The organism is Oerskovia turbata (genome assembly GCF_000718325.1).
GTDB classification, from domain to species: Bacteria; Actinomycetota; Actinomycetes; order Actinomycetales; family Cellulomonadaceae; genus Oerskovia; species Oerskovia turbata.
In genome coordinates this window covers 24,445-48,398 of sequence record NZ_JOFV01000007.1, presented here as the reverse complement: position 1 = coordinate 48,398, position 23,954 = coordinate 24,445, and the positions used below count along the sequence as shown (strand labels likewise).

27 protein-coding genes are annotated in these 23,954 nt (G+C 73.4%); 13 read left to right on the top strand and 14 right to left on the bottom strand.

Annotated features, from left to right (window positions below; all coding sequences use genetic code 11):
- Window positions 1-18 precede the first annotated feature (18 nt).
- Genes IE95_RS0109180 through IE95_RS0109155 form a run of 6 tightly spaced genes read right to left on the bottom strand, consistent with a single transcriptional unit; the run spans window position 19 to window position 4,417 of the window.
- On the bottom strand, window positions 19-1,053 hold the full coding sequence (locus IE95_RS0109180; RefSeq protein ID WP_030151327.1) for a diacylglycerol/lipid kinase family protein: 1,035 nt from the start codon (window positions 1,051-1,053) through the stop codon (window positions 19-21).
- Window positions 1,046-1,834: a twin-arginine translocase subunit TatC gene (tatC, locus tag IE95_RS0109175; protein ID WP_420819388.1), complete on the bottom strand. Its 789-nt coding sequence runs from the start codon at window positions 1,832-1,834 to the stop codon at window positions 1,046-1,048. The genes IE95_RS0109180 and tatC overlap by 8 nt, the downstream gene beginning before the upstream one ends.
- 3 nt (window positions 1,835-1,837) lie before the next feature.
- Entirely contained in the window at window positions 1,838-2,035 is a 198-nt protein-coding gene (gene tatA, locus IE95_RS0109170) for a Sec-independent protein translocase subunit TatA (protein WP_036571710.1), read from the bottom strand.
- A 46-nt stretch (window positions 2,036-2,081) separates the two neighbouring features.
- Window positions 2,082-2,408: a hypothetical protein gene (locus IE95_RS0109165; RefSeq protein ID WP_030151324.1), complete on the bottom strand. Its 327-nt coding sequence runs from the start codon at window positions 2,406-2,408 to the stop codon at window positions 2,082-2,084.
- A 10-nt stretch (window positions 2,409-2,418) separates the two neighbouring features.
- Complete coding sequence (locus IE95_RS0109160; RefSeq protein ID WP_030151323.1) at window positions 2,419-3,450, bottom strand: helix-turn-helix transcriptional regulator; 1,032 nt, start codon at window positions 3,448-3,450, stop codon at window positions 2,419-2,421.
- On the bottom strand, window positions 3,443-4,417 hold the full coding sequence (locus IE95_RS0109155) for a helix-turn-helix transcriptional regulator (RefSeq protein WP_240666264.1): 975 nt from the start codon (window positions 4,415-4,417) through the stop codon (window positions 3,443-3,445). The genes IE95_RS0109160 and IE95_RS0109155 overlap by 8 nt, the downstream gene beginning before the upstream one ends.
- Window positions 4,418-4,536: 119 nt before the next feature.
- On the opposite strand from IE95_RS0109155, the gene IE95_RS0109150 reads away from it, so the two are divergent.
- The 7 genes from IE95_RS0109150 to IE95_RS0109120 all read left to right on the top strand — a co-directional run bounded on the left by IE95_RS0109150 (window position 4,537) and on the right by IE95_RS0109120 (window position 10,644).
- Window positions 4,537-5,709 (top strand): DUF3866 family protein, encoded by a 1,173-nt coding sequence (locus IE95_RS0109150; protein WP_030151321.1) that lies wholly within the window; start codon window positions 4,537-4,539, stop codon window positions 5,707-5,709.
- Window positions 5,706-6,494: a DUF4129 domain-containing protein gene (locus IE95_RS19585; protein ID WP_051702942.1), complete on the top strand. Its 789-nt coding sequence runs from the start codon at window positions 5,706-5,708 to the stop codon at window positions 6,492-6,494. Before IE95_RS0109150 ends, IE95_RS19585 begins: the two co-directional genes overlap by 4 nt.
- Complete coding sequence (locus tag IE95_RS0109140) at window positions 6,491-7,030, top strand: hypothetical protein (RefSeq protein WP_030151319.1); 540 nt, start codon at window positions 6,491-6,493, stop codon at window positions 7,028-7,030. The genes IE95_RS19585 and IE95_RS0109140 overlap by 4 nt, the downstream gene beginning before the upstream one ends.
- Window positions 7,031-7,101: 71 nt before the next feature.
- On the top strand, window positions 7,102-8,091 hold the full coding sequence (locus IE95_RS0109135) for an AAA family ATPase (protein WP_030151318.1): 990 nt from the start codon (window positions 7,102-7,104) through the stop codon (window positions 8,089-8,091).
- The gene (locus IE95_RS0109130) at window positions 8,088-9,425 is read left to right on the top strand and encodes a DUF58 domain-containing protein (RefSeq protein ID WP_051702941.1); all 1,338 of its coding nucleotides are present in this window, start codon (window positions 8,088-8,090) and stop codon (window positions 9,423-9,425) included. Before IE95_RS0109135 ends, IE95_RS0109130 begins: the two co-directional genes overlap by 4 nt.
- The gene (locus IE95_RS0109125) at window positions 9,422-9,979 is read left to right on the top strand and encodes a hypothetical protein (RefSeq protein WP_030151316.1); all 558 of its coding nucleotides are present in this window, start codon (window positions 9,422-9,424) and stop codon (window positions 9,977-9,979) included. Before IE95_RS0109130 ends, IE95_RS0109125 begins: the two co-directional genes overlap by 4 nt.
- Before the next feature lie 212 nt (window positions 9,980-10,191).
- A complete protein-coding gene (locus IE95_RS0109120) occupies window positions 10,192-10,644 on the top strand; it encodes a VOC family protein (RefSeq protein ID WP_051702940.1) in 453 nt (150 codons plus the stop codon).
- Window positions 10,645-10,680: 36 nt separating this feature from the next.
- Here the strand turns inward: IE95_RS0109120 and IE95_RS0109115 are convergent, their stop codons facing one another.
- A complete protein-coding gene (locus tag IE95_RS0109115) occupies window positions 10,681-11,337 on the bottom strand; it encodes a tyrosine-type recombinase/integrase (RefSeq protein ID WP_084690036.1) in 657 nt (218 codons plus the stop codon).
- A 67-nt stretch (window positions 11,338-11,404) separates the two neighbouring features.
- On the bottom strand, window positions 11,405-12,490 hold the full coding sequence (locus IE95_RS18855) for a Fic family protein (protein ID WP_036571707.1): 1,086 nt from the start codon (window positions 12,488-12,490) through the stop codon (window positions 11,405-11,407).
- A 230-nt stretch (window positions 12,491-12,720) separates the two neighbouring features.
- Between IE95_RS18855 and IE95_RS0109105 the strand changes: the two genes are divergently transcribed.
- The gene (locus IE95_RS0109105) at window positions 12,721-13,392 is read left to right on the top strand and encodes a YigZ family protein (protein WP_030151313.1); all 672 of its coding nucleotides are present in this window, start codon (window positions 12,721-12,723) and stop codon (window positions 13,390-13,392) included.
- Between the two features lie 184 nt (window positions 13,393-13,576).
- On the opposite strand, the gene IE95_RS0109100 is transcribed toward IE95_RS0109105, so the two are convergent.
- The gene (locus IE95_RS0109100; RefSeq protein ID WP_030151312.1) at window positions 13,577-14,989 is read right to left on the bottom strand and encodes a UTP--glucose-1-phosphate uridylyltransferase; all 1,413 of its coding nucleotides are present in this window, start codon (window positions 14,987-14,989) and stop codon (window positions 13,577-13,579) included.
- A gap of 69 nt (window positions 14,990-15,058) precedes the next feature.
- Entirely contained in the window at window positions 15,059-15,679 is a 621-nt protein-coding gene (locus IE95_RS0109095) for an L-threonylcarbamoyladenylate synthase (RefSeq protein ID WP_030151311.1), read from the bottom strand.
- Window positions 15,680-15,731: 52 nt separating this feature from the next.
- Between IE95_RS0109095 and IE95_RS0109090 the strand changes: the two genes are divergently transcribed.
- Window positions 15,732-16,532, top strand: a complete 801-nt coding sequence (locus IE95_RS0109090) for an endonuclease/exonuclease/phosphatase family protein (RefSeq protein WP_240666263.1) — start codon at window positions 15,732-15,734, stop codon at window positions 16,530-16,532.
- A gap of 177 nt (window positions 16,533-16,709) precedes the next feature.
- Here the strand turns inward: IE95_RS0109090 and IE95_RS0109085 are convergent, their stop codons facing one another.
- Window positions 16,710-18,533, bottom strand: coding sequence for an FAD-dependent oxidoreductase (locus tag IE95_RS0109085; protein WP_051702962.1), 1,824 nt, complete (start codon window positions 18,531-18,533; stop codon window positions 16,710-16,712).
- A gap of 234 nt (window positions 18,534-18,767) precedes the next feature.
- Here IE95_RS0109085 and IE95_RS0109075 point away from each other — a divergent pair, with 234 nt between their 5' ends.
- From IE95_RS0109075 to IE95_RS0109065, 3 genes are all read left to right on the top strand, one after another.
- Window positions 18,768-19,631, top strand: coding sequence for an SDR family oxidoreductase (locus IE95_RS0109075; protein WP_030151307.1), 864 nt, complete (start codon window positions 18,768-18,770; stop codon window positions 19,629-19,631).
- 142 nt (window positions 19,632-19,773) lie between these two features.
- Window positions 19,774-20,193: a CBS domain-containing protein gene (locus tag IE95_RS0109070; protein ID WP_030151306.1), complete on the top strand. Its 420-nt coding sequence runs from the start codon at window positions 19,774-19,776 to the stop codon at window positions 20,191-20,193.
- Between the two features lie 145 nt (window positions 20,194-20,338).
- A complete protein-coding gene (locus tag IE95_RS0109065) occupies window positions 20,339-21,103 on the top strand; it encodes a GAF and ANTAR domain-containing protein (protein ID WP_084690035.1) in 765 nt (254 codons plus the stop codon).
- Between the two features lie 76 nt (window positions 21,104-21,179).
- Here IE95_RS0109065 and IE95_RS0109060 read toward each other — a convergent pair whose 3' ends face one another.
- Window positions 21,180-21,908, bottom strand: a complete 729-nt coding sequence (locus IE95_RS0109060) for a PAS and ANTAR domain-containing protein (RefSeq protein ID WP_051702939.1) — start codon at window positions 21,906-21,908, stop codon at window positions 21,180-21,182.
- 144 nt (window positions 21,909-22,052) lie between these two features.
- Between IE95_RS0109060 and IE95_RS0109055 the strand changes: the two genes are divergently transcribed.
- Window positions 22,053-22,253 (top strand): hypothetical protein, encoded by a 201-nt coding sequence (locus IE95_RS0109055; protein WP_030151303.1) that lies wholly within the window; start codon window positions 22,053-22,055, stop codon window positions 22,251-22,253.
- Between the two features lie 3 nt (window positions 22,254-22,256).
- Here IE95_RS0109055 and IE95_RS0109050 read toward each other — a convergent pair whose 3' ends face one another.
- Both IE95_RS0109050 and IE95_RS0109045 read right to left on the bottom strand, forming a co-directional pair.
- Window positions 22,257-22,718: an HNH endonuclease gene (locus IE95_RS0109050; RefSeq protein WP_030151302.1), complete on the bottom strand. Its 462-nt coding sequence runs from the start codon at window positions 22,716-22,718 to the stop codon at window positions 22,257-22,259.
- A gap of 485 nt (window positions 22,719-23,203) precedes the next feature.
- Window positions 23,204-23,872 carry a GAP family protein gene (locus IE95_RS0109045; RefSeq protein WP_030151301.1) on the bottom strand — a complete coding sequence of 223 codons (669 nt, stop codon included), beginning with the start codon at window positions 23,870-23,872 and terminating at the stop codon, window positions 23,204-23,206.
- Between the last annotated feature and the right edge of the window lie 82 nt (window positions 23,873-23,954).

The following is a 23,954-nucleotide window of genomic DNA, read 5'->3' as shown; positions in this document are numbered from 1 at the left end:
CCGGTGGGGCTTTCGTCGTCAGGTGGGTGGGGGCTCGGTGACGCGGGCGTCGAGGACGTGCAGGGCGCCGGGTGCGACCGTGACGCGCACGGGCAGGTGGGAGATGCGTTCCCCGTCGGCGAAGGCCGGGGGTGGGGGGCGGCCGGCGTCGGTCGTCTCGATGAGGACGGACGTGGCGCGGCGGACGTCGACCGCGGGGTGGTGCACGTGCTTGCCCTGGTACATGCCGGGGAAGATGCGTGCGGCTCCGAGGCGGGTCAGGGTCCCGGCGGTGACGAGGTCGAGGAGGCCGTCGTCGACCCGGGCGTCGGGGGCGATCTGGACGCCGCCGCCGAATCGGTGCCCGTTGGCCACGGCGACCACGGTCCCCGGTGAGGTCCACACGAACGGGTGCGTGACGTCGTCGGGCGTGTCGGCGGTGATGCGGTACCCGTAGGGGTGGAACCGGGCGAGCTCGCTCGCGACGGCGCGCACGTACTTGGCGCTGCCCCGCGGCCACGTCAACGCGTTGGCGTGGGCGTTGACGGCGGCGTCGAGGCCCGCGGACAGGACGCCGCAGAACCAGCGGGCGCGCCCGGGGCGCGGGGTGAGGTCGGCGTGGAGGGGTTCGGCGCGGGCGGCGTCGACGACGCGCACCCCGGTGCCGGTGCCGGTGCCCCGGACGGACAGGGCGTCGAGGAGGATCGCGACGGCGGTGGGGACGTCGTGCACGGGCAGGCCGAGGGCCGCGGCGAAGTCGTTGCCCGTGCCCGCGGCGACGATGCCGAGGGGGATGCCGGTCCCGGCGACCGCGTTGACGCCGAGGTGGACCATGCCGTCGCCGCCGACGACGACGAGGGCGTCGACCGGTGTGGGGGCGTCGCGGGCGATGGCGTCGCGGGCGTTCTCGAGGGCGAGGGGCGCGTTGGGGGCGCTCAGGTCCAGGACGTGGTGCCCGGCCTCGCGCAGGAGCGCGAGGGTGCGTGCGCCCTCGCCCCGCCCCCGCCCGCGGTCGGCCGTCGGGTTGACGACGACGGCGAGGAGGGCGGGGCGGGGCTGTGCCCGGTCAGGCACCGGAGAGCGCGGCGGCGTTGCGCTTGTCGGTGCTGCGGTCGCGCAGGATCGCGATCCCGACGGCGCCGAAGTACAGGACGCAGATGGGCAGCGCGACGAAGATCATCGTGAGCGCGTCGGGCGTGGGCGTCATGACGGCCGCGAAGACGAACGCGATGAGGACGGCCCAGCGCCACCCGGCGAGCAGGGCCGTGGACCGGACCAGGCCCGCGAAGTTCAGGGCGACCAGGACGACGGGCAGGACGAACGCGAGACCGAACGCCAGGACGAGGCGCATCACGAAGCTCAGGTAGCCCTGCGCGTCCGTGAGGTTCGTCGCGCCCTCGGGGACGAACGCCGCGAGGATGTCGACCGCGTGCGGCAGGACCCACCACGCGAGGAACGCCCCGCCGAGGAACAACGGCACGGACGCCCCGAGGAACCCCACGGCATAGCGGCGCTCCTTGCGGGTCAGGCCCGGGGTGATGAACGCCCACAGCTGGTACAGCCACCACGGGCACGACACGAGCACGCCGAGGAACAGGGAGACCTTGATCTTCATGTCGAGCGCGGTCGCGAGCCCCGAGTAGTTCAGGTTGATGACCTTGTTCTGCGCCGCCGCTGCCGCCTCGAGGGGCGCCTGGAGCGCGGCCAGCAGCGGTTCGTAGAGGAACCAGCCGCCGATCGCGCCCACGACGAGCCCGCACGAGACCAGGAAGAGCCGCTTGCGGACCTCGAGCAGGTGCTCGCGCAGCGGCATGCGCCCTTCGGAGGACCTGGCCGTCTTCGTCGAACCGGCCACGGATCAGGCCTTGGGGGCGTCGTCATCCTTGACGGCAGGCTCCGCGGGCTTGTCGTCGTCGCGCAGGTCCTTGACCTCGCTCTTGAAGATCTTGAGCGACTGACCCACGCTGCGGGCCAGGTCGGGAAGTCGCTTCGCCCCGAACAGGAGCAGGACGACGACGACAAGAACGATGATGTGCCAGGGCTTCAGCATGCCCATGAGATGGCTCCCTTGGAGTCGGACGCAAGTCTTGTTGTGGCAGATCCTACGCGTTGAATCGACGCCACCGGTCCCACGTCACCTGGTTGCGGGTCCTGCGCTGCGCCCGGCGCTCGGCCCGTTGCGCGCGCAGCTCCTCGACCCGCTCGTGCAGGAGGACCGGGTCGTCGAACAGGGTGGGCGCCGTGCTGGCCTGCGACGCCGCCAGCGCCGCGGTGACCTCGTCCGTGCGCTGCGCGAACCGGTCCATCACGAGCGCCGACTCCGACATCTGCGAGAGCAGCGCCCGAGCCTTGCGCCACAGGTCGCGCCCCAGGAAGAAGGCGCCCACGAGCGTGCCGACGACCAGGACCGACCAGACGATGAACCACATGACGACCAGCCTAGTTCGCCGGGCCGTCGACGGTCTCCGCCGGGCCCGCCGCACCGGACCGGGGGTCCGTGTCGACGCCGGCGCCGTCCCCCGCCCTGTACGCGGCCAGGGCGGCGCTCGCGGCCTGCGCGACGTCGTCGGCGACCTCCTGGGGTGCGACGGCCAGGACGTGGCGGGCGTGCTCGAGGAGCAGGCGGCGCAACCACACGGGGTTCGTGACGCGCAGGGAGACCTTGAACGCGCCGTCGGGCAGGTTGCGGACCCTCTCGACGGGGACCTGCTCCGCGACCCAGCGGGCGGGGCTCGCGAACGTGATCGTCGCGAGCGGTGCGTCGCCCGTGGGAGTGAAGTCGACCTCGGTCGGCAGGTCGTGGTCGCCCGTGGGGACGTCGAGCTCGGTCGCGGCCAGGAGCCGGTCGAGGCGGAACGTGCGCTGCCCCTGCGCGCGGTGGCACCACGCGAGGAGGTAGGAGTACGCGTCCTGGGTGTGCAGCGCGACGGGGTCGATCTCGCGCTCGGACACGACGTCGGAGCTCGTCACGTACCGCACGCGCAACCGGTGCCGGTTCGCCAGCGCCGAGGACACCGCGGCGACGACCTCGGGGGCACCGTCGGGCGACAGGCGCACGTCCAGCGCCGCGGCGGCCTCGCCCGTCGCGCCCGTGAGCTTGTCCAGGACGGACGCGACGACGTCGGCCCTCGACCGGTCCGAACGCACCGCCGGGGTCTCCCCCATGGCGCGCAGGGCCGCGATGAGCGCGACCGCCTCGCGCGTGCCCAGGCGCAGGGGACGCGTCATGCCGCGCGCCTCCGTGAGCCGCACCACGCCCCGCTCGAGGGAGTCCGCGTCGAAGTCGATCAGGTCGTCGGGCCAGTACCCCGGGGTGCCGGACACCCACAGGGCGTCGACGTCCTCCACGATCTGCCGGGTGCTCACCCCGAACCGGGTCGCGAGCTCCTCCACGGGCACCCCGCCCGCCCCGTCCAGGTAGCTGACGATGCCCAGCAGGCGCACCAGCCGGTCGTCCGCGCGCTCAGCCACGCTGCTCCTCCGTGCTCGTCGTCCCGTTCCCCTGGTCCTGGGTCCTCGTGCCGGGTGCCCGTCCCAGGCGTGCCGCGGCCACCAGCCGGCGCACCACCGCGTCCCGCAAACCCGCCGGGCTCAGGACCACGACCGCGTCCCCGTACCCCGCGATCTCGTCCGCGAACGCGTGCTGGTTCGTGAACGACACGTGCACCACCTCACGCCCGTCCGCACGAGGCCCCGCGCCCGGCCCGTCGCCGTCGCTGCGACCGCGCGCCCGCAACGCCTCGGCCCGCTCCGGGCCGATCGCCAGCGCCGCCAGCTGCTCCTGCCCGGCCCGCGCCCCCAGGAGCGCGTCCACGTCCACCCCGTCCGGGATGACGAACGCCCCGCCGCGCCCCAGCAGACGCACCCGCCCCTCGATACGGCTCAACCGGTACGCCCGCGGCGCCCGGCGCTCGCGGTCGAACCCGAGGAGGTACCAGCCGCCGCGACGCGCCGCGATGCGCCACGGCTCGACCGTGCGGTCCCGCACCTCGCCCGTGGACGCCGCCCGGTACGTGAACGACACCGGGCGCAACGCCTCGATCGCGTCCAGCAGGGGCCCGTACGCGTCGCCCACCGCCCGCACCCGCGGGGCCAGGCCCGCGACCGCGTCGTTCGCGACCTCGCCCGCCCCCGCAGCCCGCAGCTTCGTCAGGGCCCGCGAGATGTCCGTGCGCAACGTCTTGTCCTGCCAGAACTGCGCCGCCAAGGACAGCACCCCGAACTCCGCCGGGGTCAGGTCCACCGCCGGCAACGCGTACGCGTCCTGGTCGATCCGGTACCCGACGTCGTCGCTGTGACCCCCGGCATCGACCGTCACGATCGGGATCCCGAGGTCGCGCAACGAGTCCTTGTCACGCTCGAACATCCGCTCGAACGCCTCAGGAGACGGCGCGTCGGCATACCCCGCGACACTCGTACGGATCTGCTGCTTCGTCATCGACACGCTCGTGTTCACGAGGGCGATCACGAGGTTCAAGAGCCTCGTGGCAGGGTTGACTGGTTGACTCGTCTGATCAGGCATCGGCACCCACGCTAACGAACGCTATCCTCACCCGTGTGATGACGTGGCGTAGTGCAAGGGTGATCTCCCGCGGCCGAGCCTGGCAAGGCGCGCAAGAAGTGACCGTCGAGCTCGACGAACCCCTGCCCGCCAGCACCGCCCCCGGCGCCGAGGAACGCCCCCGCGCCGTGCGCGCCCTCGCCTACCCGCAGCTCGTCGGAGAACCCCAGGTCGGAGACCAGGCGCTCCTCAACGTCTCCGCGCTCGCCCGCGGCCTCGGCACCGGCGGATACGCCCTCGTCGTCGCCCTGCCCGGCGCACTGCCCCCCGACCCCGCCCCCGGGCCAGGACACCTCGTCAAAGCCCGCTACACGCCCCTGCAGGCCCTCGTCCTGGGCGTCGACGAGCAGGAGTCCCCCCACCACGACACCCTGCGCGACGCCGACGACCTCCACGGCATGCCCGTCGTCGTCGCCGACCTCCACTCCGCCCTGCCCGCGATCGCCGCCGGCGCACGCCTCGCCGCCGCCCAGGACGGACGCCCCGCCCCCCGTATCGCCTACGTCATGACCGACGGCGGCGCACTGCCCGCCGCGTTCTCCCGCACCATCGCCGCACTGCGCGACGCCGACTGGCTCCACACCTGCCTCACCGTCGGCCAGGCCTACGGCGGAGACCACGAAGCCGTCACCGTCCACACCGGCCTCCTCGCCGCCCGCCACGTCACCGGCGCCGACCTCGCCATCGTCACCCAAGGCCCCGGCAACCTCGGCACCGGCACCCGCTGGGGCTTCTCCGGCGTCGCCGCCGGAGAAGCCCTCAACGCCGCCGCCACCCTCGGCGGCCGCCCCGTCGCCTCCCTGCGCGTCTCCGGCGCAGACCCCCGCGACCGCCACCTCGGCATCTCCCACCACTCCCTCACCGCCTACGGCCGGGTGGCGCTCGCGGCCAGCGACGTCGTCGTCCCCCGCCCCAGCGCCGACGTCGAAGCCCTCCCCGGGTGGGGAGCCGCCCTCACCGCACGCATCACCGAGCAGGCCGCGCGCCTCGCCGCACCCCACGGGCGCCACCACCTCGTCCACGCCGACGCCGACACCCCGCTCCTCGCAGCCCTGCGCACCACACCCGTCAGCCTGTCCACCATGGGCCGCGGGCTCGACGACGACCCCGCCGCCTTCCTGACCGCCGCCGCCGCCGGCCTGTACGCCGAGAGGAACCGACCAGCATGAGCAACCGGACGCGACTGGGGGGTGTCGTCGTCCTGACCGCCCTCGTCCTCGTCGGCGCCGCCGCCGGAAACCGCTGGAGCTTCCGGCTCGAGCCCGTCACCACCACACCCAGCACCGTCGTCACCCCGCCACCCCTGCAACGCACCGAAGAGACTGCGCTCCTCCTCGAAGGGCTCGACGAACGCGCCTCCGGCCTCAGCATCGGCGAGTACATGACCTACCTGGCCATCCTGACCGCCGTCGTCCTCACCGTCATCGCGATCGTGCGCCTACGCCGCCGCACCCGCGACCCCGCCCCCGAGGCACCCACCCCCCACGACCACGTCACGACCGGCGCCAGCATCGCCACGCCCACCCTCACGGTCCGGCTCCCCGCGCTACGCCGCGGCGTCCAGCACGCCCGCCACCTCCTCGACACCGCAGCCACCCCCCGCGACGCCGTCACCGCCGCCTGGATCGCGCTCGAGGACGCCGCCGCCGACACCGGCCACCGCCGCCACCCCGCACAGACCCCCACCGAGTTCACCACGACCGTCCTCGACGCCACCCCCGCCGACCCCGACGCCGTCACGACCCTCCTCAGGCTCTACCAGCGGGCACGCTTCACCACCCACCCCCTCACCCCCCAGGACGTCGCCGCAGCCCGCCACTGCCTCGAACGCCTCGCCATCGCGTTCACACCGCCCGACGCACCGGCTGACACACCGCCCGACGCAGACGACGGCGACACACTCCACCACCAGGCCACCACCAGCGCACAAGCCCCCCGAGGAGACACACGATGAAGCCCCGGGTCACCACCGACAAGAAGATCCTCACCCCAGCAACCCTCCTCCTCGCCACCGGCATCACCCTCGCCTACCTCGGCCTCGACCTCCCCCACACCATCGCCCTCACCGTCACACTCCTCATCGCCCTCGTCCTCTCCCGACGCATCGACACCGGACACGACCCCCAGCACCACGCACTGCCCGACACCAACCGCGACGGCGCACGCCGCGACCTCTCCGACCTCACCTGGGCCATGCACGGAAGCCACGGACGCGTCAGCGAACGCGCACACCAACGCGTGCGGGCGCTCGCGGCCACGGCTCTCGCCGACGAGGGCATCGACCTCCACAGCGCCGACCCCGCCCAGGTCCGGGCGGCCGCGGCCAGGCTCGGCACGAAGGTCCACCAGCAGATGACCTCCGACCCGCGCCCGCCGACCATGAAGGTCCTGCGTTCGTGGGTGAGCGCGATCGAGCACCTCGCCGACGGCCCGCCCGTCGGCGAGCGCAGCCGCAGCAACGGCCAGCATCAGGGCCGCGACGACGCCTGACCAGCACGACCGTCGGCACCGATGCCGGCAGCCCAGCACCCGTAGACACCCGCACCGAGAGGCGAACCCCGATGACGGACTCCCCTGCCCCCGCGCTCAGCATCCCCGAGGTGGCCGCGCACGGCCGCCGCATCCTCGACGAGGTCGGTACAGCCGTCGTCGGCATGCGGGACTCGCTCGAGCTCGCGCTCGCCACGATCCTCGCGGGCGGGCACGTCCTGTTCGAGGACGTGCCCGGGCTCGGCAAGACCCTCGCTGCGCGCAGCCTCGCGACCGCCCTGGGGCTCGACTTCGCGAGGCTCCAGTGCACCCCGGACCTCCTGCCCGCGGACATCACCGGGTCCTCGGTGTACGACCCGGCGACCACCGACTTCGTGTTCCGCCCCGGTCCGGTCTTCACGGGCATCTTCCTGGCGGACGAGATCAACCGCACGGCGCCCAAGACGCAGTCGGCGCTGCTGGAGGCCATGGCCGAGCGACAGGTGTCGATCGAGGGCAGCACGTACCCGCTCCAGCGGCCGTTCCACGTCCTCGCCACGTCGAACCCCGTCGAGTACGAGGGCACGTACCCGCTGCCCGAGGCCCAGCTCGACCGGTTCATGGTGCGCCTCGGCGTCGGGTACCCGGGCCGTGACGAGGAGCGCGAGGTCCTGCGTCGTCGGCTCGACCGTCGCCAGGAGCAGGCCGAGGTGCGTCAGGTCGTCGACGCACGGACCGTCCTCGCGATGCAGGCGGGGGTCGAGGCGACCGACGTCGACCCCGACGTCCTCACGTACTGCGTGGACCTCGTCGCCGCCACGCGTGCCGACTCCCAGCTCGAGGTGGGCGCGTCACCCCGTGGGTCGCAGAACCTGGTGCTGCTCGCCCGCGCGGTGGCCGCCCTCGACGGACGGGACTACGTGCTGCCCGAGGACGTCAAGCGGGTCGCGGTTCCGGTGCTCGCGCACCGGCTCACCCTGACCCCGACCGCCTGGGCATCGAACGCCCAGCCGCAGACCATCGTCCGCGCCATCCTCGACCGCGTCCCCGGCCCTGCTGCGGTCGCCACCGCGACGCGATGACCTCGCTCGCCACGGCAGGGCGCCTGACGAGCTGGCAGCAGACGACGAGCCTCGCTGCGGGCGTCGTGCTCGGCCTGGCGCTCCTCGCCACGGGTCTCCTCGCAGGTCGCGCGGACGTCGCCGTCCTGGGTGCTCCCGCGCTGCTCGGCGTGGTGTGGGGGTGGAGCGCCAGGCCACGGGATGAGGCTGTGGTCGCGACGTTCGAGCCGGCGATCGACGTCGACGCGCGCCCTGGGGAGCTCAGGTCACGGCTCCGCCTCGACGTGCCCGACGGCGCCGCACCGGTCCGTCTGCGCGTCACCAGCCCCGGGAACGAGGACGCGGACGTCACGGTGCTGGTCGACCGGACCCGGACTCTCGACCTCACGACGCACTCGGCGAGGACAGGACCGCACCGGATGTTCCGGGTCGACCACGTCGCATCGGGGCCCGAGGGCGTCGTCGAGTCGGTCCCCGACGCGGTCCAGTCCCCGGGAACGCTGGTCCTGCCGACCGCCCAACCCCTCGGTCTCCTCCCCCTGCCGCGCCAGCTCGCCGGGCTCACAGGACCGCACACGACCCGGCGCCTCGGCGACGGCACCGAGCTCCGGGACGTCCACCCGTTCGCCCCCGGGGACCGTCTGCGTCGCATCGACTGGCGGGCGACCGCACGCCGGTCCCCAGGCCTCGAGACCCTGTACGTCCGGCGCACCCAGGCGACGGCCGAGGCGACGATCGTCCTCGTCCTCGACTCGCGGGACGAGGTGGGTCCGGACGTCACGACGTGGCGAGGCCGCGGTCCGCTGCCCATGGACCGGGCGACGTCCCTCGACATCGCCCGGCACGCTGCGGCGTCGGTCGCCCAGACCGCGCTCGACGGAGGGGACCGCGTGGGGTTCGAGGACCTCGGGTGGATCCGTCGCCCGCTCCCGCCCGCCGCGGGCAAGCGCCAGCTCCAGCGGATCGTCCACGCCCTCGCCCTCGCCCACCCGATCGGCGAGCCGCGTCGCCGCACGCGCCCGCCGCAGATCCCGGCAGCGGCCCTGGTGTACATGTTCTCGACGTTCCTCGACGACGAGAGCGCGATGATCGCCCAGGCCTGGCGAGCGACAGGGCACACAGTGGTCGCGGTCGACATCCTGCCGACCGTGGACGTCCCGCAGGGCGAACCGGGCGTCGTGCTCGCGTGGCGCATCACTCGACTCGAGCGCGAGCAACGTCTCGAGGCGATCCGACGCGAAGGCGTCCTGGTGGTCCCCTGGACGTCCTCGATGACCGACCGGGGCGGGGCCCGCGCCGCGCTCGAGCTCGCGGCCCGCCGCCAACGCCACAGCCAGCGAGGGACGACCCGATGAGCGCGCACCCCACCGCCCCGCCCGAGAAGCCTGCGGGACCGCCGGCGACCGAGGTGAGCACCGGCCCGACCGTCTCGGGCGACACCCTGCGAGCGGTCATGATCGGGGCGACGTTCCTGTTCGTCGTCCTCGCCGTGCACCAGCTCGTCCCGTCGCTGCTGGGGAGCGCAGCCGTCGCTCTGGCCCTCGCCGCCGTCGTCGGGGCACGCCCGCACACCCCGGTGCCGCACACGGTGCTGTTCGTCGGTGCCCTCGCGATGCTCGGAGCCGACACGTCGTTCGACCCGGTCGTCTTCCTGCTCCTCCCGCTCGCCCACCTCGTCCTCCGTGCCTCCTGGTGGGTGGCGCGCACGCCTCGGAAGGGCCGCGTCGAACGCGCGGTGCTCGTCCCGGAGCTGCGCCGAGCAGCCGTGATTCAGGTCGCGTGCCAAGGTCTGGCGCTCGTGGGCTTCGCGGCCTCGGCCCTGGATCGGAACGGGTTCTTCGTCGTGGTGGCCGCTGTCGCGCTGATCGGGCTCGTCGTCCTCGTCGTGCCGCGTACCTGGTGGCGCTGACACGACCTCGTGACACGACGTCGAAGCCCCCTGCTCCACCGGTGGAGCAGGGGGCTTCGACGTCCGGCGGCCCTCTGGGCGCCCCTGCCCGTCCGGGCTGTTCGGTGAGGTGCTTCGAGAGGTGATGTGCGTTCGTTCTACGCTTGGCACACTATTTTTACCTCAGGGAGAATCGCCGCGCGACCTCCGGACGATTGACCTACCGTGACCGGATGACCGACACCCCTACCCGCCCCGTCCTGCAGCTGCGCCTCGTCGTCGAAGCAGAGGACTACGACCAGGCGCTCACCTTCTACCGCGACGCCCTGGGTCTCCCCCAGCTCGAGGCGTACACCGGTGACGGCGACGCAAGGGTCGCGATCCTGGACGCGGGCCGCGCCACGCTCGAGATCGCCAACCCCGCGCAGAAGCACATGATCGACGACGTCGAGGTCGGCAGGCAGGTCGCCCCGCGGCTGCGTGTCGCGTTCGAGGTGACCGACACGGCAGGCGTCACGACCGACCTGGTCGACGCCGGCGCCTCCCTCGTGGCGCCGCCTGTCCGCACCCCGTGGGACTCGCTCAACGCGCGTCTCGACGCCCCGGCCGGCCTCCAGATCACGGTGTTCCAGGAGCTCGACGGGGCAGCCACCGCCTCCCCCGCGGACGGTCCACGCGAGGGGTGACCTCCGCCGTCGGGCCTGCCCTCCGGGCTGCTCCCGCTACCCCTGCGCGGCCGGCTCGGCGGGTCCGTCAGCGGCCTCCACGTGCCACGCCCGACGGACCTGCTCGAAGCGCGTGGGCAGCGGCTGCCGCACCCCGCCGTACCGCGCGTTGGTGCGCTGCACGAAGCGCCGCCAGGACAGCACCAGCCCCTGCTTGGTGATGGGCAGCCCGCTCGCGACGGTGATGCCGTTGTCGTGCGTGTGGTGGACGGTCAGGAGCAGGGCGCGGGGCACGGAGCCCTCGAGCTCGGCGCAGAGGTCCTCACGCACGTCCATCCAGCGCCGCAGGACCATGACCACGCCCGGTTCGAGGCGGTGCTCGCGCACGGTGCGGTGCTTGCCGTGCTGCACCACGATCCTCCCCTCCCCTGACTGGGCGCCCGCGGGCCCCAGATCGAGCGAGTCGACCGTGCAGCGCAGCAGGTCCGAGTACCTCGCCCCCGTCGCCCGGGTCAGGCCGACGATGACGGCCAGACGCACCATCTCCGGTTTGGTCGAGGCGTACATGGCGCCGACCGACAGCTCCCGCCAGACCCGCTCGGCCTCGTCCCTCGTCACGGGCGGACGCGGGTACCGAGCCGTGGGCGCAGCATCGCCGGGGTCCCCCCCGGTCGTCGGGGCTGTCTGCGGTGAGTCGGCGGCGTCGGCGGTCATGGCGTGAGCCTATCCGCTTGGCACACTATTTCCAACGATCCGGCCTTTCGGCCTGTCGTGAGCGCACTCAGCGCTCGCGCAGCCTCCTCGTGAGGTCGTCGATCTCACCCAGCACCTCCGTCGCTGCCCACACGCCGTGGCGCTGGGACGTCGAGAGCTGTGACAGGACGCCCGCCTCCGTGAGCCGATGGAGGGCGTCGTACGCCGCGACCGACGACGTGCCCGCGACCTGACGGGCGAGGTCCCCATCGAGCACCGGATGGTCGAGCAGCGAGCCCAGGATCGCCGCGGCCGCGGAGCCCGCGCGTGGGCGCACCTCGGCGTGCCACTGGGCAGGCAGTGCCGACAGGTTGCTCGCCGAGACGCGCGCCTCTCGCGCAGCGGCCGACGCGCTCACCGCGAGGTAGCGCACGAACTGCGCCGCCCGCCCCTCGCGGTAGGCGTTGACGCGAGCGAAGTACTCCCCCGTGTCGGCCAGCATGGCCGAGGCGACCGGCACGACGAGGGTCGGGGTGAGCCCGCGCCGACGCCACACCGCTCCGATCAGGGCGCGCCCGATGCGTCCGTTCCCGTCGGTGAACGGGTGGATCGACTCGAACTGCGCGTGCGCGATCGCGGCCTGCGCGACCGCGGGCAGATCGTCACGCCGCAAGAAGCCGATCAGGTCGGCCATGTAGCCTGGCACGAGCTCGGGCGGGGGCGGCACGTGCACGGCGCCGCGCGGCGAGTAGTCCGACCCGCCGATCCAGTTCTGCACGGTCCGCAGCGAGCCCGCCGTCGGGCCGTCGAGGGGGTCGTCCTTCAGGAGCGTGCGATGAGCCGCGAGCACGTCGTCGAGCTCGATGGCGCCTGCCTGCCCGGCGGCATCGACCAGCCGCGCCACCGCGCGGGCCGCCGCGACGGTGACCTGCGCGTCCTTGCCCGATCGCATGCCGATCGTCGCCTTGGCCAGGTCGGCGAGGCTCGCGTCATGGCGCTCGATGCGCGAGGACGCCACGGCCTCGGTGCGCAGCAGGAACGTCGCGAACGACGAGAGCACCGGGCCGTGGACGGCGTCGAGGCGCGTGATGTCGACCGCCGCCCGCTCGATGTCAGCAGCCTCCCCCGCCGACGGGACGTAGGCGACGTCCGCGATGAAGGGCGGCAGCGACACCGTGACCTCACGGAGCAGCCGGTCCTCGCGGGCCCGCGCGTCGCCGAGGACCAGGGTCTCGCGTCCGCGCCGTGCCGCGGCCAGTCCATGGCGTCGTCGGCCACGCCTGCGACCCCTCCGTCTGCCTCGTTCGCCATGCTCAACCTTTCCTTGTCGGCCCGCAAGTAAAGGTTATGCCCATCAACCTTTACTTGGACAGCGGGAAGTTCAGGTTGACTAGGCTGGTCACGATGACCTCCCCGGCCCCCTCCCCCGCGAGCAGCCCGCTCCCGTCGACCATCGCCGGGCCCGTTGAGCACGAGCTCGTGCTCAAGAAGTCCCGCTTCCTCACGCTCCTGCACCCGGTCGCCACGGTCGCCGACGCCGACGCCGTCATCGCGCACGTCCGCAAGGAGCACTGGGACGCCCGGCACCACTGCACCGCCCTCGTCGTGGGCGCGCACGCCGACCAGCAACGCTCGAACGACGACGGCGAACCGTCCGGCACGGCCGGCATCCCCATGCTCGAGGTCCTGCGGCACCGCCACGTGACCGACGTCGTCGCGGTCGTCACGCGCTACTTCGGCGGCGTCCTGCTCGGCGCGGGCGGGCTCGTCCGCGCCTACTCGAACGCGGTCAGCGAGACACTCGACCTGGCCCCGATGGTGCGCCGCGAGGTCATGGCCGAGGTCACGGTCGACGTCCCGCACGCCGAGGCGGGCCGGATCGGCAACATGCTCCACGAGTGGTGCGCGTCCCACGGCGCCGTGCTCGACGGCGCCGACTACGGGTCGGCAGCGAGCTTCCGGATCCTCGTCCCGCCGGCGCGCCTCGCTGCCCTCGACGCCGATCTCGCCTCGTCGTCGCGCGGGGCCCTCTCCCCCGAGGTCGGCGACAGCCGGATCGTCGACGTCCCCGCCTGAGCCTCGATCCACCGGTTCGCCCCCGCGTCCGCGGCGGACGGCGCCACAGCCGACGACCTCCCCCGGGCAGCGACCACGATGCACCGTGGGGAACGTGAGCCCCACGGTGACCGGCCGCGCCTGACCTCGCGGCGCGCCGACCCCACCCGCGACTCTCCCGGGTGGGTGAGCGTCACGCCCCGTCTCACACCGCGCCGAGGACACCCCCGGGCCCCACGTGCGCCCCGTCCGGGACGGACGACGGCTCACCCGCGTCCTCCAGGACCGCGTCTCCCTCGGCGACGACACCGCGGCCGAACGTCCAGTCCCCGCGCACCGTGAGCCCCCGAGCCGCGCGCAACGACGGCGCCCCCTGACCGAACCGCGCGTCGAAGTCCCCGACGAGCTTGTAGTACGCGCCGTCGAGGTCGATCAGCGGCGCCTCGACCTGGGCCGTGAGCGTGAAGTCGTCGCCGAGCTCGTACACGTCCGAGCGCAGCAGCAGCAGGTCGCTCGTCGCCTTGACGGGCAGGAAGCGGTTGCGGTCGACCTCGATGACGGTCGAGCCCTCGAAGACCTCGATCGCGGCGCCCATCGCCGACTCGATCTGGATCACGGGCGTCGAGGACGGGTCGGTGGGGTCGACCGTCTTGGGGTTGCGGATCAGGGGGAGCTCGAGCACTCCCCCGGTGCGGTCGAGCTCGGCGGCCAGAGCGCGCAGGTCGAGCCACAGGTTGTTCGTGTTGAAGTACCGGTGACGCTCGATGTCCCCGGCCGCGGCGAGGTCCTCCTCGGGCGTCTGCGCGGTCTCACGGAGCACCAGGCGCCCGTCCGAGCGCCGGACCACGAGGTGGCCGCCCTTGCGGTCCGCGGGCGTCCTGCGGGCCACCTCGGCCGCGAACGGCGCACCCGACGCCGCGAACCAGCCGGCCATGGCCGCGTCCGGGGCCGCCCCGAGGTTGTCCGAGTTGGAGACGCTCGCGTACAGGTAGCCCGCGTCCAGGAGCTGCTGGAGAGCCCCCGACGTCACCAGGGCCGTGTACAGGTCGCCGTGGCCCGGCGGGCACCACTCCAGGTCCGGGTCCGCGGGCCACTCGACGGGCTCGAGGTCGTCCGCACGCAGCTTCGGCTCGCGGTTCTGCAGGAAGTCGAGCGGCAGGCCGTCGACCGCGAGGTCCGGGTAGGCCGCGAGCGCCGCGAGCGTGTCGTCGCGTGTCCGGAAGCTGTTCATGAAGAGCAGCGGGAGGCGTGCGCCGGTGGTGGTGCGGGCGGCGCGGACCTGTCCGGCGATGATGTCGAGGAAGGTGAGGGGTCCGTCGGTGGTGTCGCGGACGGTGAGGAGGGACTTGGCGCGGTCCATGCCCATGGAGGTGCCGAGGCCGCCGTTGAGCTTGATGAGTGCTGTGCGGGAGAGGGCGTCGGTGGCGTCGTCGGTGGTGATGGCGAGGTCGTGGCGGTGGGTGACGTCGGTGAGGGGGGCGACGTCGGCCTCGGGGACGGTGCCGGTGGCGCCGCCGTCGAGGAGCTCGTAGAAGCGGCTGAAGACGTCGATCGCGGTGGGGTGGACGCCGGCGTCGGCCATCTTGCGCTGGGAGTGGGTGAGGCCCTGGCTGCTCATGGTGTCGATGCTAGGGGTGGTGGGGGTGGTCGTGCCGGGTGGTACGTGGGGTGTTGGTCACGGAGGTGGTCATTCGAAGCGGGAGGGGTCTCCTGCGCCGGTGCGGACGACCTCGGCGACGCCGGAGGAGAAGTCGACGACGGTGGTGGGTTCGGTGCCGCAGTTGCCGGAGTCGACGACGGCGTCGACCTGGTGGTCGAGGGCTTCCTTGATCTCCCAGCCCTGGGTCATGGGTTCGTCCTCCCCCGGCAGGAGGAGCGTGCTGGACAGGAGGGGTTCGCCGAGGGCGCGCAGGATGGCTTGGGTGACGGTGTGGTCGGGGATGCGGACGCCGACGGTCTTCTTCTTGGGGTGGGCGAGGCGTCGGGGCACCTCTGCGGTGGCGGGCAGGATGAAGGTGTAGCTGCCGGGGGTGGAGGCCTTGATGGCGCGGAAGGCGGCGTTGTCGATCTTGACGAGCTGGCCGAGCTGGGCGAAGTCGGCGCAGACGAGCGTGAAGTGGTGCTTGTCGCCGAGGTGGCGGATGTCGCGGATGCGTTGGGTGGCGCTGTGGGAGTCGATGCGGGCGCCGAGCGCGTAGCAGGAGTCGGTGGGGTAGGCGATGAGGGCGTCGTCGCGCAGGAGCGTGACGATCTGGTCGATCGCGCGGGGCTGGGGGTCGACGGGGTGGATGTCGAAGTACGTGGCCATGGCGTGAGCCTAGGCCTGCCGGGGTGGGGCTGCCGCCGGGGGGTGGGCGTCCGTGCTCGACGGCGAGCGTGGCGGGGTGCGTGGGGGGACAATCGGTGCGATGCGACTCGTGACGTTCAACATCCTGCACGGCCGGTCCACGGTGGACGATCTGGTGGACGTGGACCGTTTTGCTCGTGCTGTGGCTGACCTGGGTGCGGATGTGCTGGCGTTGCAGGAGGTGGATCGCAACCAGCGCCGGTCGGGGCGGGCGGACCTGGCGCGGGTCGCGGCCGAGGCGATGGGGGCGGTGGATCACCGGTTCGCTGCGACGGTGGAGCGACGGTCGGGGGGCGGGCGGTCGCAGTACGGGGTGGCCCTGCTGTCGAGGTTTCCTGTGCTCGAGTGGCGGGTGCTGCCGTTGCCGCGTCGCCCGTGGTGGCGTCCGCTGCCTCGGGCGTCGGACCAGCGGGCGCGTCGGTGGCGGCTCGACGAGCCGCGCACGGCTGTGGTGGCGGTGGTGCGGACGCCGCAGGGTCCGTTGACGGTGGCGGCGACCCATCTGAGCTTTCTCGACGGTTGGGGTGAGCACCAGCTGGACCGGCTGGTGAGGGGGCTGGCGGGGGCGCCGCGGCCGCTGGTCCTGCTGGGTGACCTGAACCTGCGCTCGGAGGTCCCTGCGACCATCTCGGGGTGGACCCCGCTGGCCGTGGCGCGGTCGTACCCGGTCTCGCACCCGACGCTGCAGATCGATCATGTCCTGGCCGACGGTGGGGTGCGCCCGTTGGCGCCGGGTCGGGCGGTCGACACGGGGTTGTCGGACCACCGGGCGGTGGTCGTGGACGTCGAGCTCGACGGCGCGGACCGCTCCTGACATCTCCCCTCCCCCACGACGTCGAACAGGTGTTCGACGTCGGGTCTCGCCAGAGGCCCTGCCGCTCGAACACCAGTTCGAGCGGTCTTGACGCCTCGGTCGGAGAACGTCGAACACCTGTTCGATTTCTTGCCCGCCCGTGGACCAGGGGCACTTCTCCCCCGCGCCGACCTCGCGTCAGGGCGTGCCGCCGTGCGTCACCCGGACCACGGGAAGGCGCAGCGCGGCGGGGGCGTCCGCCGGGACGACCGGGGAGCGGGGCGCGACCGGGGCCACCCGCCGGTACGTGCTCCCGAGCGGCGGCCTGGGGTCCTCCTCGTCGCGGTTCGGCCACAGGGCGACCGCGCGCTCGGCCTGTGCCGTGATCGTCAGCGACGGGTTGACGCCCAGGTTCGCGCTCACGGCCGCACCGTCCAGGACGTGCAGCCCCGGGTGCCCGAACACCCGCTGGTAGGCGTCGACGACCCCCGTCTCCGGTGAGGCGCCGATCGCGCACCCGCCCAGGAAGTGGGCCGTGAGCGGCATGCCGAAGGGCTCCCCGATGCTCCCGCCCGGCGCACCGCCCATGACCCGGGCCAGCCGCCGGGCCGCCTCGTGCGCGGCGGGGATCCACCCGGGGTTCGGGGCGCCGTGCCCCTGACGCGTGGTCATGCGACGACGGCCCGTCCAGGAGCGGCGCGTGTAGGTCGTCAGCGAGTTGTCGTGGCTCTGCATGACCAGGGCGATCACCGTGCGCTCGGACCAGCCCCGCAGGTCGAGCATGGAGGGCAGCCGACGCCGCTGGGCCCACAGCTCCCGCAACCACCCGGCGGGCGAGGGCGAGGGACCGGGGTGAGCGGCGCCGTCGGGCCCCTTCCCGCCCCCGCGCAGGCCGCGAGCGCCGCGGGGCGTGACGAGGACGGTCTGCAGGAGCGCCATGGCGTTGGACCCGTGGCCGTAGCGCACGGGTTCGACGTGCGTGTGGGCGTCGGGGTGGAAGGAGGAGGTGATGGCGACGCCGCGCGTGTAGTCGGGCACGGGGGCGCCCGCGGGGCGTGGCCGGTCGGCGGTCGCGCCCAGGAGCGCCTCGGAGTTGGTGCGGGTGAGCATGCCGAGCCGTGGTGAGAGGTCGGGCAGGGTGCCGGCGTCGCGCTGGGCGTGCAGGAGCTGCTGCGTACCGTGGGCGCCCGCGGCGAGGACGACGTGCTGGGCGGTCCACCGGGTGCGCCGGGCGGCCGGGCGGTCGGTGCGCCGGGAGGTGACCTCGTAGCCTCCGCCGGGCAGCGGCGTGATGCGGGTGACGGTCGTCAGGGGGTGGATCGTGGCCCCGCCGCGCTCGGCGAGGTGGAGGTAGTTCGTGACGAGGGTGTTCTTGGCGCCGTGGCGGCACCCGGTCATGCACTGGCCGCACTCGAGGCAGCCGCGCCGCTCGGGGCCCGCGCCGCCGAAGAACGGGTCGGGCACGCGGACGCCCGGCTCCCCGAAGAGCACACCCACGGGCGCCGGGGTGACCGTGTGCGCGACGCCCATCTCGCGGGCGACCTGGGCCATGGCCTCGTCGGCGGGGGTGCGTCCCGCGTACGGGACGACGCCCAGCATGCGCCGCGCCTGGTCGTAGTACGGGGCGAGCTCGGTCTTCCAGTCGGTCAGGTGACCCCATGCGGGGTCGGTGTAGAACGCGTCGAGGGGCTCGTACAGGGTGTTGGCGTACACGAGGGAGCCGCCGCCCACCCCGGCGCCCGCGAGGACCAGGACGTCGCGCAGGCGGTGGACGCGCTGGATGCCGAGGCAGCCGAGGCGTGGGGCCCACAGGAAGTCGCGCAGGTGCCACGACGTCGCGGCGAAGTCCTCGTCCGCGAAGCGTCTGCCCGCCTCCAGGACCGCGACCCGGTAGCCCTTCTCGGTCAGGCGCAGGGCCGCGACGGACCCGCCGAAGCCGGACCCGACCACGAGCACGTCGACGTCCTGCGCTCCCTCGGGGGCACGGTCCGCGCGCTCGGCCGCGCGCTCGTCCTGCGTCATCGTGGCCACCTCGCTCCTCGGGCGCTCCGTCACGCCCGGCAGGTGCCCATCCTGCCACCGGGACCGCCCGGCGCGGGCCGGGCCCACGGCCGGAGGCTCCTGCCCACCCAGCGGTGCAGCCGCTCGTGCTGCGAGTCCGCGAGCGCCGTCCTAGCGTGGACGGGACCCCGGAACACCTCGCCCGCAGCGGCCCGCCGGACGGCGTGCGCGGGCGGCGACCCGAAGGAGGACCACATGTCCGACCAGAGCCCCGCCTTCCCCGCCCAGCAGCAGGAGCCCCCGGGCCTCACGGCCCCCATGAACCCCCTGCCCGACCACGGCGAGTCGTCCTACCGCGGCTCGGGCAGGCTCACGGGCCTGCGGACCCTGATCACCGGCGGCGACTCGGGCATCGGGCGCGCGGTCGCGATCGCGTTCGCCCGCGAGGGGGCCGACGTCGCGATCGGCTACCTGCCCGAGGAGCAGGTCGACGCCGAGGAGACCGCGCGCTGGGTGCGCGAGGCGGGCCGCACGGCGGTCCTGCTGCCAGGGGACCTGCGCGAGGAGAGCGCGTGCCGCGCGGCCGTCGCCGACGCCGTCGACCAGCTCGGTGGCCTGGACGTGCTCGTGAACAATGCCGGCTTCCAGATGGCGCGGCGGTCCTCGATCGCCGACGTGAGCACCGAGGACCTCGACAACGTGCTCAAGACCAACCTGTACGCCCTGTTCTGGGTGACGCAGGCCGCGCTCGAGCACCTGGGCGAGGGCGCGTCCGTCATCAACGTCTCCTCGATCCAGGCCTACCAGCCCTCGACGTCACTCCTGGACTACGCGTCGACCAAGGCCGCGATCAACAACTTCACGGTCAACCTCGCGGCCGAGGTCGGCGAGCGGGGCATCCGGGTCAACGCCGTGGCGCCGGGGCCGATCTGGACGCCGTTGCAGCCCGCGACGCAGCCGCCGGAGAAGATCGAGCAGTTCGGGGCCGACACCCCGCTGGGCCGCGCCGGGCAGCCCGCCGAGGTCGCGCCGGCCTTCGTCTTCCTGGCCTCTCCCGCCGACGCGAGCTACGTCTCGGCGACGGTGCTCGGGGTCACGGGCGGCAAGCCCGTGTTCTGACGTCCCCCGCCTGCTCGCCCTGGCCCCGTGGGCGGCGCGACGCTCACGGGGCCAGGCAGCCCCGCCCGACCGCTCCGGGGCTAGGGTGAGTACCGGGTCGAGGAGTGGCCCGACGTCCTTGTCAGGGATCCCGGAGGCGACGATGCCGACGACCATCGCACAGCTCATGTCCACGACGTTCTGCACGGTCGAGCGCACCGCGACCGTCGCTCAGGCCGCACGCACCATGATCGACGACGACTCGGGCGACGCGGTCGTGCTCGACGACGGCGACGTCCTGGGCATCCTCACCGACCGCAGCATCGTGCGGGCGCTGGCCGACGACGCCTCACCGGACCATCCCGTGGGCGAGCTGTGCACCGAGGACCTCGTGGTCCTCAGCCCCCAGGACCCGGCCCGGGAGGCCGTGCGGATCATGGAGCGCCACGCCCTGCTGCGCCTGCCCGTCATGGTCGGGCCGGACCTGGTGGGCATCGTGCGGCTCTCGGACCTCGTCACCGCGATCGAGCGCGGGCAGGTCTCGGTCGGTGCCCGCGACACGGCGGACCTGCAGGACGCGTGACCGCTGCGCCGCAGACACCCCACCCGGTGCACCGCCGCGTGACACGGTGGGCCGCGTACCGCGTAGCGTTGTCCTCGACAGGCGGAGGAACGGCGCGATCGGGCGCCGGCTACCGGCCGCCCCCGAGCACGAACGGGAACGCAGCATGACGCAGGATGTGCAGCAGACGAAGGACGACGCCCTCGCCGTCCCCACGAGCGCCGAGTACGGCACGGGAGCGACCCCGGCCACCGCCATCGAGTCCTCGATCGCGTCGGCCGCGCGGACGCTCGCCGAGGAGCCGAGCCTCCAGGAGACGCTCGACCGGACCGTGGAGCTCGCGGTCGCGATGGTCGAGGGGTGCGACGCGGCGGGGATCTCGCTCGTGACCCGCAAGGGCAGCATCGAGACGCCTGCCGCGTCGCACGACCTCGCCCGGCGCGGCGACGAGCTCCAGTACGCGTTGAACGAGGGGCCGTGCCTCGACGCGATCCGCGAGACCGACCTGGTGCGCACCAACGACCTGGCGTCGGAGCCGCGCTGGCAGCGGTGGGCCGACCAGGTGCACCAGGACCTCGGGGTGCGCTCGATGCTGTGCGTGCAGCTCTTCACGAGCGAGACGTCGCACGGCGCCCTGAACCTGTACTCGCGCTCCGTGGGGGCGTTCCCCGCGACGGCGCTGTCGATCGTCTCGACGTTCGCGGCGGTCGCCGCAGCCGCCCTGACCGCCGCGCGCACCGAGGAGCAGCTCACGAGCGCCGTGCAGACCCGGACCGTGATCGGTCAGGCCCAGGGCATCCTCATGGAGCGCTACCAGCTCTCCGCTCAGCGCGCGTTCTCGGTGCTCAGCCGGGTCTCGCAGGACACCAACGTCAAGCTCTCCGACCTCGCCCGTGAGGTCGTCGAGACGCGCCGGTTCCCGACGGCGTAGCCCACCTGGCGCTGGGGGCACCGGTCGGGCGCGCCGTCACGGGCGCGCCGGCCGGGCCGCACCGGGAGGTTCGTCCTCAGCCCGTGACGGCTCCCTTGCGCCGGAAGAGCTGCGCTCCGCCCGGACGGCTCACGCTGCCGGGCTCGAGGGCCGCCAGACACGCGTCGACACGGTCCTTGGCACGACCGCCCAGCCCGCCGCCGGCGGCGATCGCGTCGATCAGCTCGCGCGCCACGTCGGGCAGACGCCGGCTGCTCTCGCTCGCGTGCACGACGAGCAGGTCGAGCGCGCCGTCGGGGTCCAGGCCGTGCGAGGCCATGATGACGCCCTTGGCCTGGTCGACGACGGCGCGGTCCTGGAGCCCGACCGCGACCTGACGGGTGACCTCGCGCCGCAGCGCGTCCTCGTGCGCCGCGGACGTGTCGATCATCATGCCGATCACCTCGACCACGGCGCCCGAGGCGTCACGGCGCCCCTGGCCGGTGACCGTGACGTTCTTGGTCCGGCCGCGCGCGTCCACGACGCGGTGGCTGGCGCTGAACGGGCGGCCCGTCGTGCGCAGCAGCGCCAGGTCGCGCAGGACCGTGTCGCGGTCGTCGGGGTGCTTGTGCTGGGTGAGGAGGCCTGCGCTCGGGACGACGGAATCAGGGGCCAGCCCGTGGAGCAGGTACACCTCCTCGGACCACCACCACTCGCCGGTGCGCAGGTCGACACGGTACTGGCCGGTGGGGTGGGCTCGCCCGAGGCTCAAGGCCTCGGCGAGCGGGTCGCGGCGACGCCTGCGAGGGGAATGGTCGGTGGGCATGATGGCTCGCTCTCAGCACGTACGTGTCGAGGGGCCGCTTCCTGACTCCTAGGAGCCCCACCTTAGTCCGCCCCGCGCACCGGACCAACCCTCCGGGAGACGAGCACCGCGAGAGACCGACCGCCGACGTGGGACCATGGAGTCGTGTCCGACCTGACGTCCCGCCGCATCCCGCCCGGCCCGGTCCTCGACGCGCTGCGCACGCACCGCTACCTGCCGGACTGGGCCCTGGACGTGCCGCAGCTCGCGCTCGAGCACGCCCTGGTCCTCGCGGAGGGCGACCCGCACCGGCTGGTCCTGGACGACGACGGGACCATCAGGGTCGAGAACTCCCCCCAGCCCTGAGGCTCAGCGCTTGCCGTACGGGTAGACGTCGGCGAGCACGGGCTCGAACGGACGCGAGCGCAGCCTCATGCCCGCCTCCTGGGGGGTCCGGCCGGCCTTGGCGCTGTTGCACGGCTCGCACGCCGCCACGGCGTTGAGCCAGGTCGTGGGGCCGCCCTGGCACCGGGGCACCACGTGGTCCATGGTCGTCGCAGGAGCTCCGCAGTAGCCGCAACGGAACTTGTCACGGCGCATGAGCGCGGCGCGCGAGTACGGCACGCGGCCGGTGCGCTCGTAGACCCAGCGGGAGTGGACATAACGGACCAGCTCGACCGAGACGGGGCGCTGGTAGGGGCCGAAGGTCTCCCCCTCCACGGACTCCCGCACGGCCGCGACCCGGCGGTGCAGCATGCGGATCGCGTGCCCGAGCGAGACACGGCCCAGGACCTGTCCGCCGCCCAGGTTGTAGATGAGGACCTCGCTCATCGACCGACTCCCTGTCTGCGACCCGCGGCACCGAGGTCCTCGGCGCCGTGGCCACCCACGTCGTCTGCGGAGAGGGCGGGAATCGAACCCGCCCCACGAGGCGCTGGTGCGCCCCGTCGCCGTCCTTGGCACATGCCTCTCCAGGGGTGCCGCCCGACTGCAGACCGGGCGACTTGGGACCTCCACGCACACCACGGGTCCCCGTCGTGGCCAGGTTCATGTGCCTGGCTCGCCGCGCTACCACTGTGGCGCGGTCTCGTGTGCGTCAGCTCGTGCGGGCCACCGGAGCGGCGCCTCACGAGAACGGGTCAGGAGCGAGCGCCGTGCGGGCTGCCCCGACCGGCGACCGGCCTCCTGACCGGACGTGCACCACAGTAGCGGCCCTCCCCCGGGCCAGGGCAAGGTTATTCGCGGAGATCGCGCACGAGCGGACCTGGGTCGCCGGCGGCACCGCTGGTCGCCCGCTGCGTCGCCCGCTGCGTCGCTCACAGCGCAGTGATCCCGTCCCCGATCATCTTGGCCCCGAGCACCAGGAGCAGCACGGCCATGATGACGGCGTTGTTCTGGATCATCCAGGCCTTGAGCGCGCCGAGCATCGGCGCGGCCCGGGACCCCATCGCGAGGTAGATCACGACGGGGGCGGCGACCCCGAGGCTCGCCACGACGACGAACACCGCGAGCGCCCCGAGCTGCTCGGACGTCTGGGACGTCGCGGCGGCGATGGCCGCGGCTCCGGAGACGACGAGCAGAAGGTTCTTGGGGTTGACCGCCCCGAGCAGGACCGCGAGGCCGAACGCCTTGACGGGCGTGAACGCGTCGATCGCGCTCATCCACTGCGGTGTCTGCGGGCTCACGCCATCGCGCGGGCGTCCGCGCCACTGCGTGAGCGCGAGGAGAAGCAGCAGGACCCCCAGGACGATCTTGACGGCGCTCGCCCACGCGGGCGGCCCGGCCGCGTCGGGCGTGGCAGCCCCGGCCACGAGCAGCACGACCGACCCGAGGGCCGCGATCCCCACGATCCACCCCAGCAGGAACGAGAAGCCGTTGACCTTCGCCTTCCTGCTGACGAGCATCAGCACGACCGCCACGACGGGCATGGGGCTGATGAGGACACCGACCGCTATGGGCAGGGACTGACCGACGGCTGGACCCACGGCACTTCCTCTCGTCGTGCGCCGCCGTCCGGCGCCGCGTTCCAGGCCTCGCGACTGCTCGCGGGACCGGTCAACCAGACCG

Bases quoted from the DNA above. Each gene is read 5' to 3' on its own strand.
- tatA (WP_036571710.1), bottom strand. From the start codon at position 2,035: ATGGGCATGCTGAAGCCCTGGCACATCATCGTTCTTGTCGTCGTCGTC.
- IE95_RS0109165 (WP_030151324.1), bottom strand. From the start codon at position 2,408: ATGTGGTTCATCGTCTGGTCGGTCCTGGTCGTCGGCACGCTCGTGGGC.
- IE95_RS0109155 (WP_240666264.1), bottom strand. From the start codon at position 4,417: ATGACGAAGCAGCAGATCCGTACGAGTGTCGCGGGGTATGCCGACGCG.
- IE95_RS19585 (WP_051702942.1), top strand. From the start codon at position 5,706: ATGAGCAACCGGACGCGACTGGGGGGTGTCGTCGTCCTGACCGCCCTC.
- IE95_RS0109140 (WP_030151319.1), top strand. From the start codon at position 6,491: ATGAAGCCCCGGGTCACCACCGACAAGAAGATCCTCACCCCAGCAACC.
- IE95_RS0109135 (WP_030151318.1), top strand. From the start codon at position 7,102: ATGACGGACTCCCCTGCCCCCGCGCTCAGCATCCCCGAGGTGGCCGCG.
- IE95_RS0109130 (WP_051702941.1), top strand. From the start codon at position 8,088: ATGACCTCGCTCGCCACGGCAGGGCGCCTGACGAGCTGGCAGCAGACG.
- IE95_RS0109125 (WP_030151316.1), top strand. From the start codon at position 9,422: ATGAGCGCGCACCCCACCGCCCCGCCCGAGAAGCCTGCGGGACCGCCG.
- IE95_RS0109120 (WP_051702940.1), top strand. From the start codon at position 10,192: ATGACCGACACCCCTACCCGCCCCGTCCTGCAGCTGCGCCTCGTCGTC.
- IE95_RS0109115 (WP_084690036.1), bottom strand. From the start codon at position 11,337: ATGACCGCCGACGCCGCCGACTCACCGCAGACAGCCCCGACGACCGGG.
- IE95_RS0109105 (WP_030151313.1), top strand. From the start codon at position 12,721: ATGACCTCCCCGGCCCCCTCCCCCGCGAGCAGCCCGCTCCCGTCGACC.
- IE95_RS0109100 (WP_030151312.1), bottom strand. From the start codon at position 14,989: ATGAGCAGCCAGGGCCTCACCCACTCCCAGCGCAAGATGGCCGACGCC.
- IE95_RS0109095 (WP_030151311.1), bottom strand. From the start codon at position 15,679: ATGGCCACGTACTTCGACATCCACCCCGTCGACCCCCAGCCCCGCGCG.
- IE95_RS0109085 (WP_051702962.1), bottom strand. From the start codon at position 18,533: ATGACGCAGGACGAGCGCGCGGCCGAGCGCGCGGACCGTGCCCCCGAG.
- IE95_RS0109075 (WP_030151307.1), top strand. From the start codon at position 18,768: ATGTCCGACCAGAGCCCCGCCTTCCCCGCCCAGCAGCAGGAGCCCCCG.
- IE95_RS0109070 (WP_030151306.1), top strand. From the start codon at position 19,774: ATGCCGACGACCATCGCACAGCTCATGTCCACGACGTTCTGCACGGTC.
- IE95_RS0109065 (WP_084690035.1), top strand. From the start codon at position 20,339: ATGACGCAGGATGTGCAGCAGACGAAGGACGACGCCCTCGCCGTCCCC.
- IE95_RS0109060 (WP_051702939.1), bottom strand. From the start codon at position 21,908: ATGCCCACCGACCATTCCCCTCGCAGGCGTCGCCGCGACCCGCTCGCC.
- IE95_RS0109050 (WP_030151302.1), bottom strand. From the start codon at position 22,718: ATGAGCGAGGTCCTCATCTACAACCTGGGCGGCGGACAGGTCCTGGGC.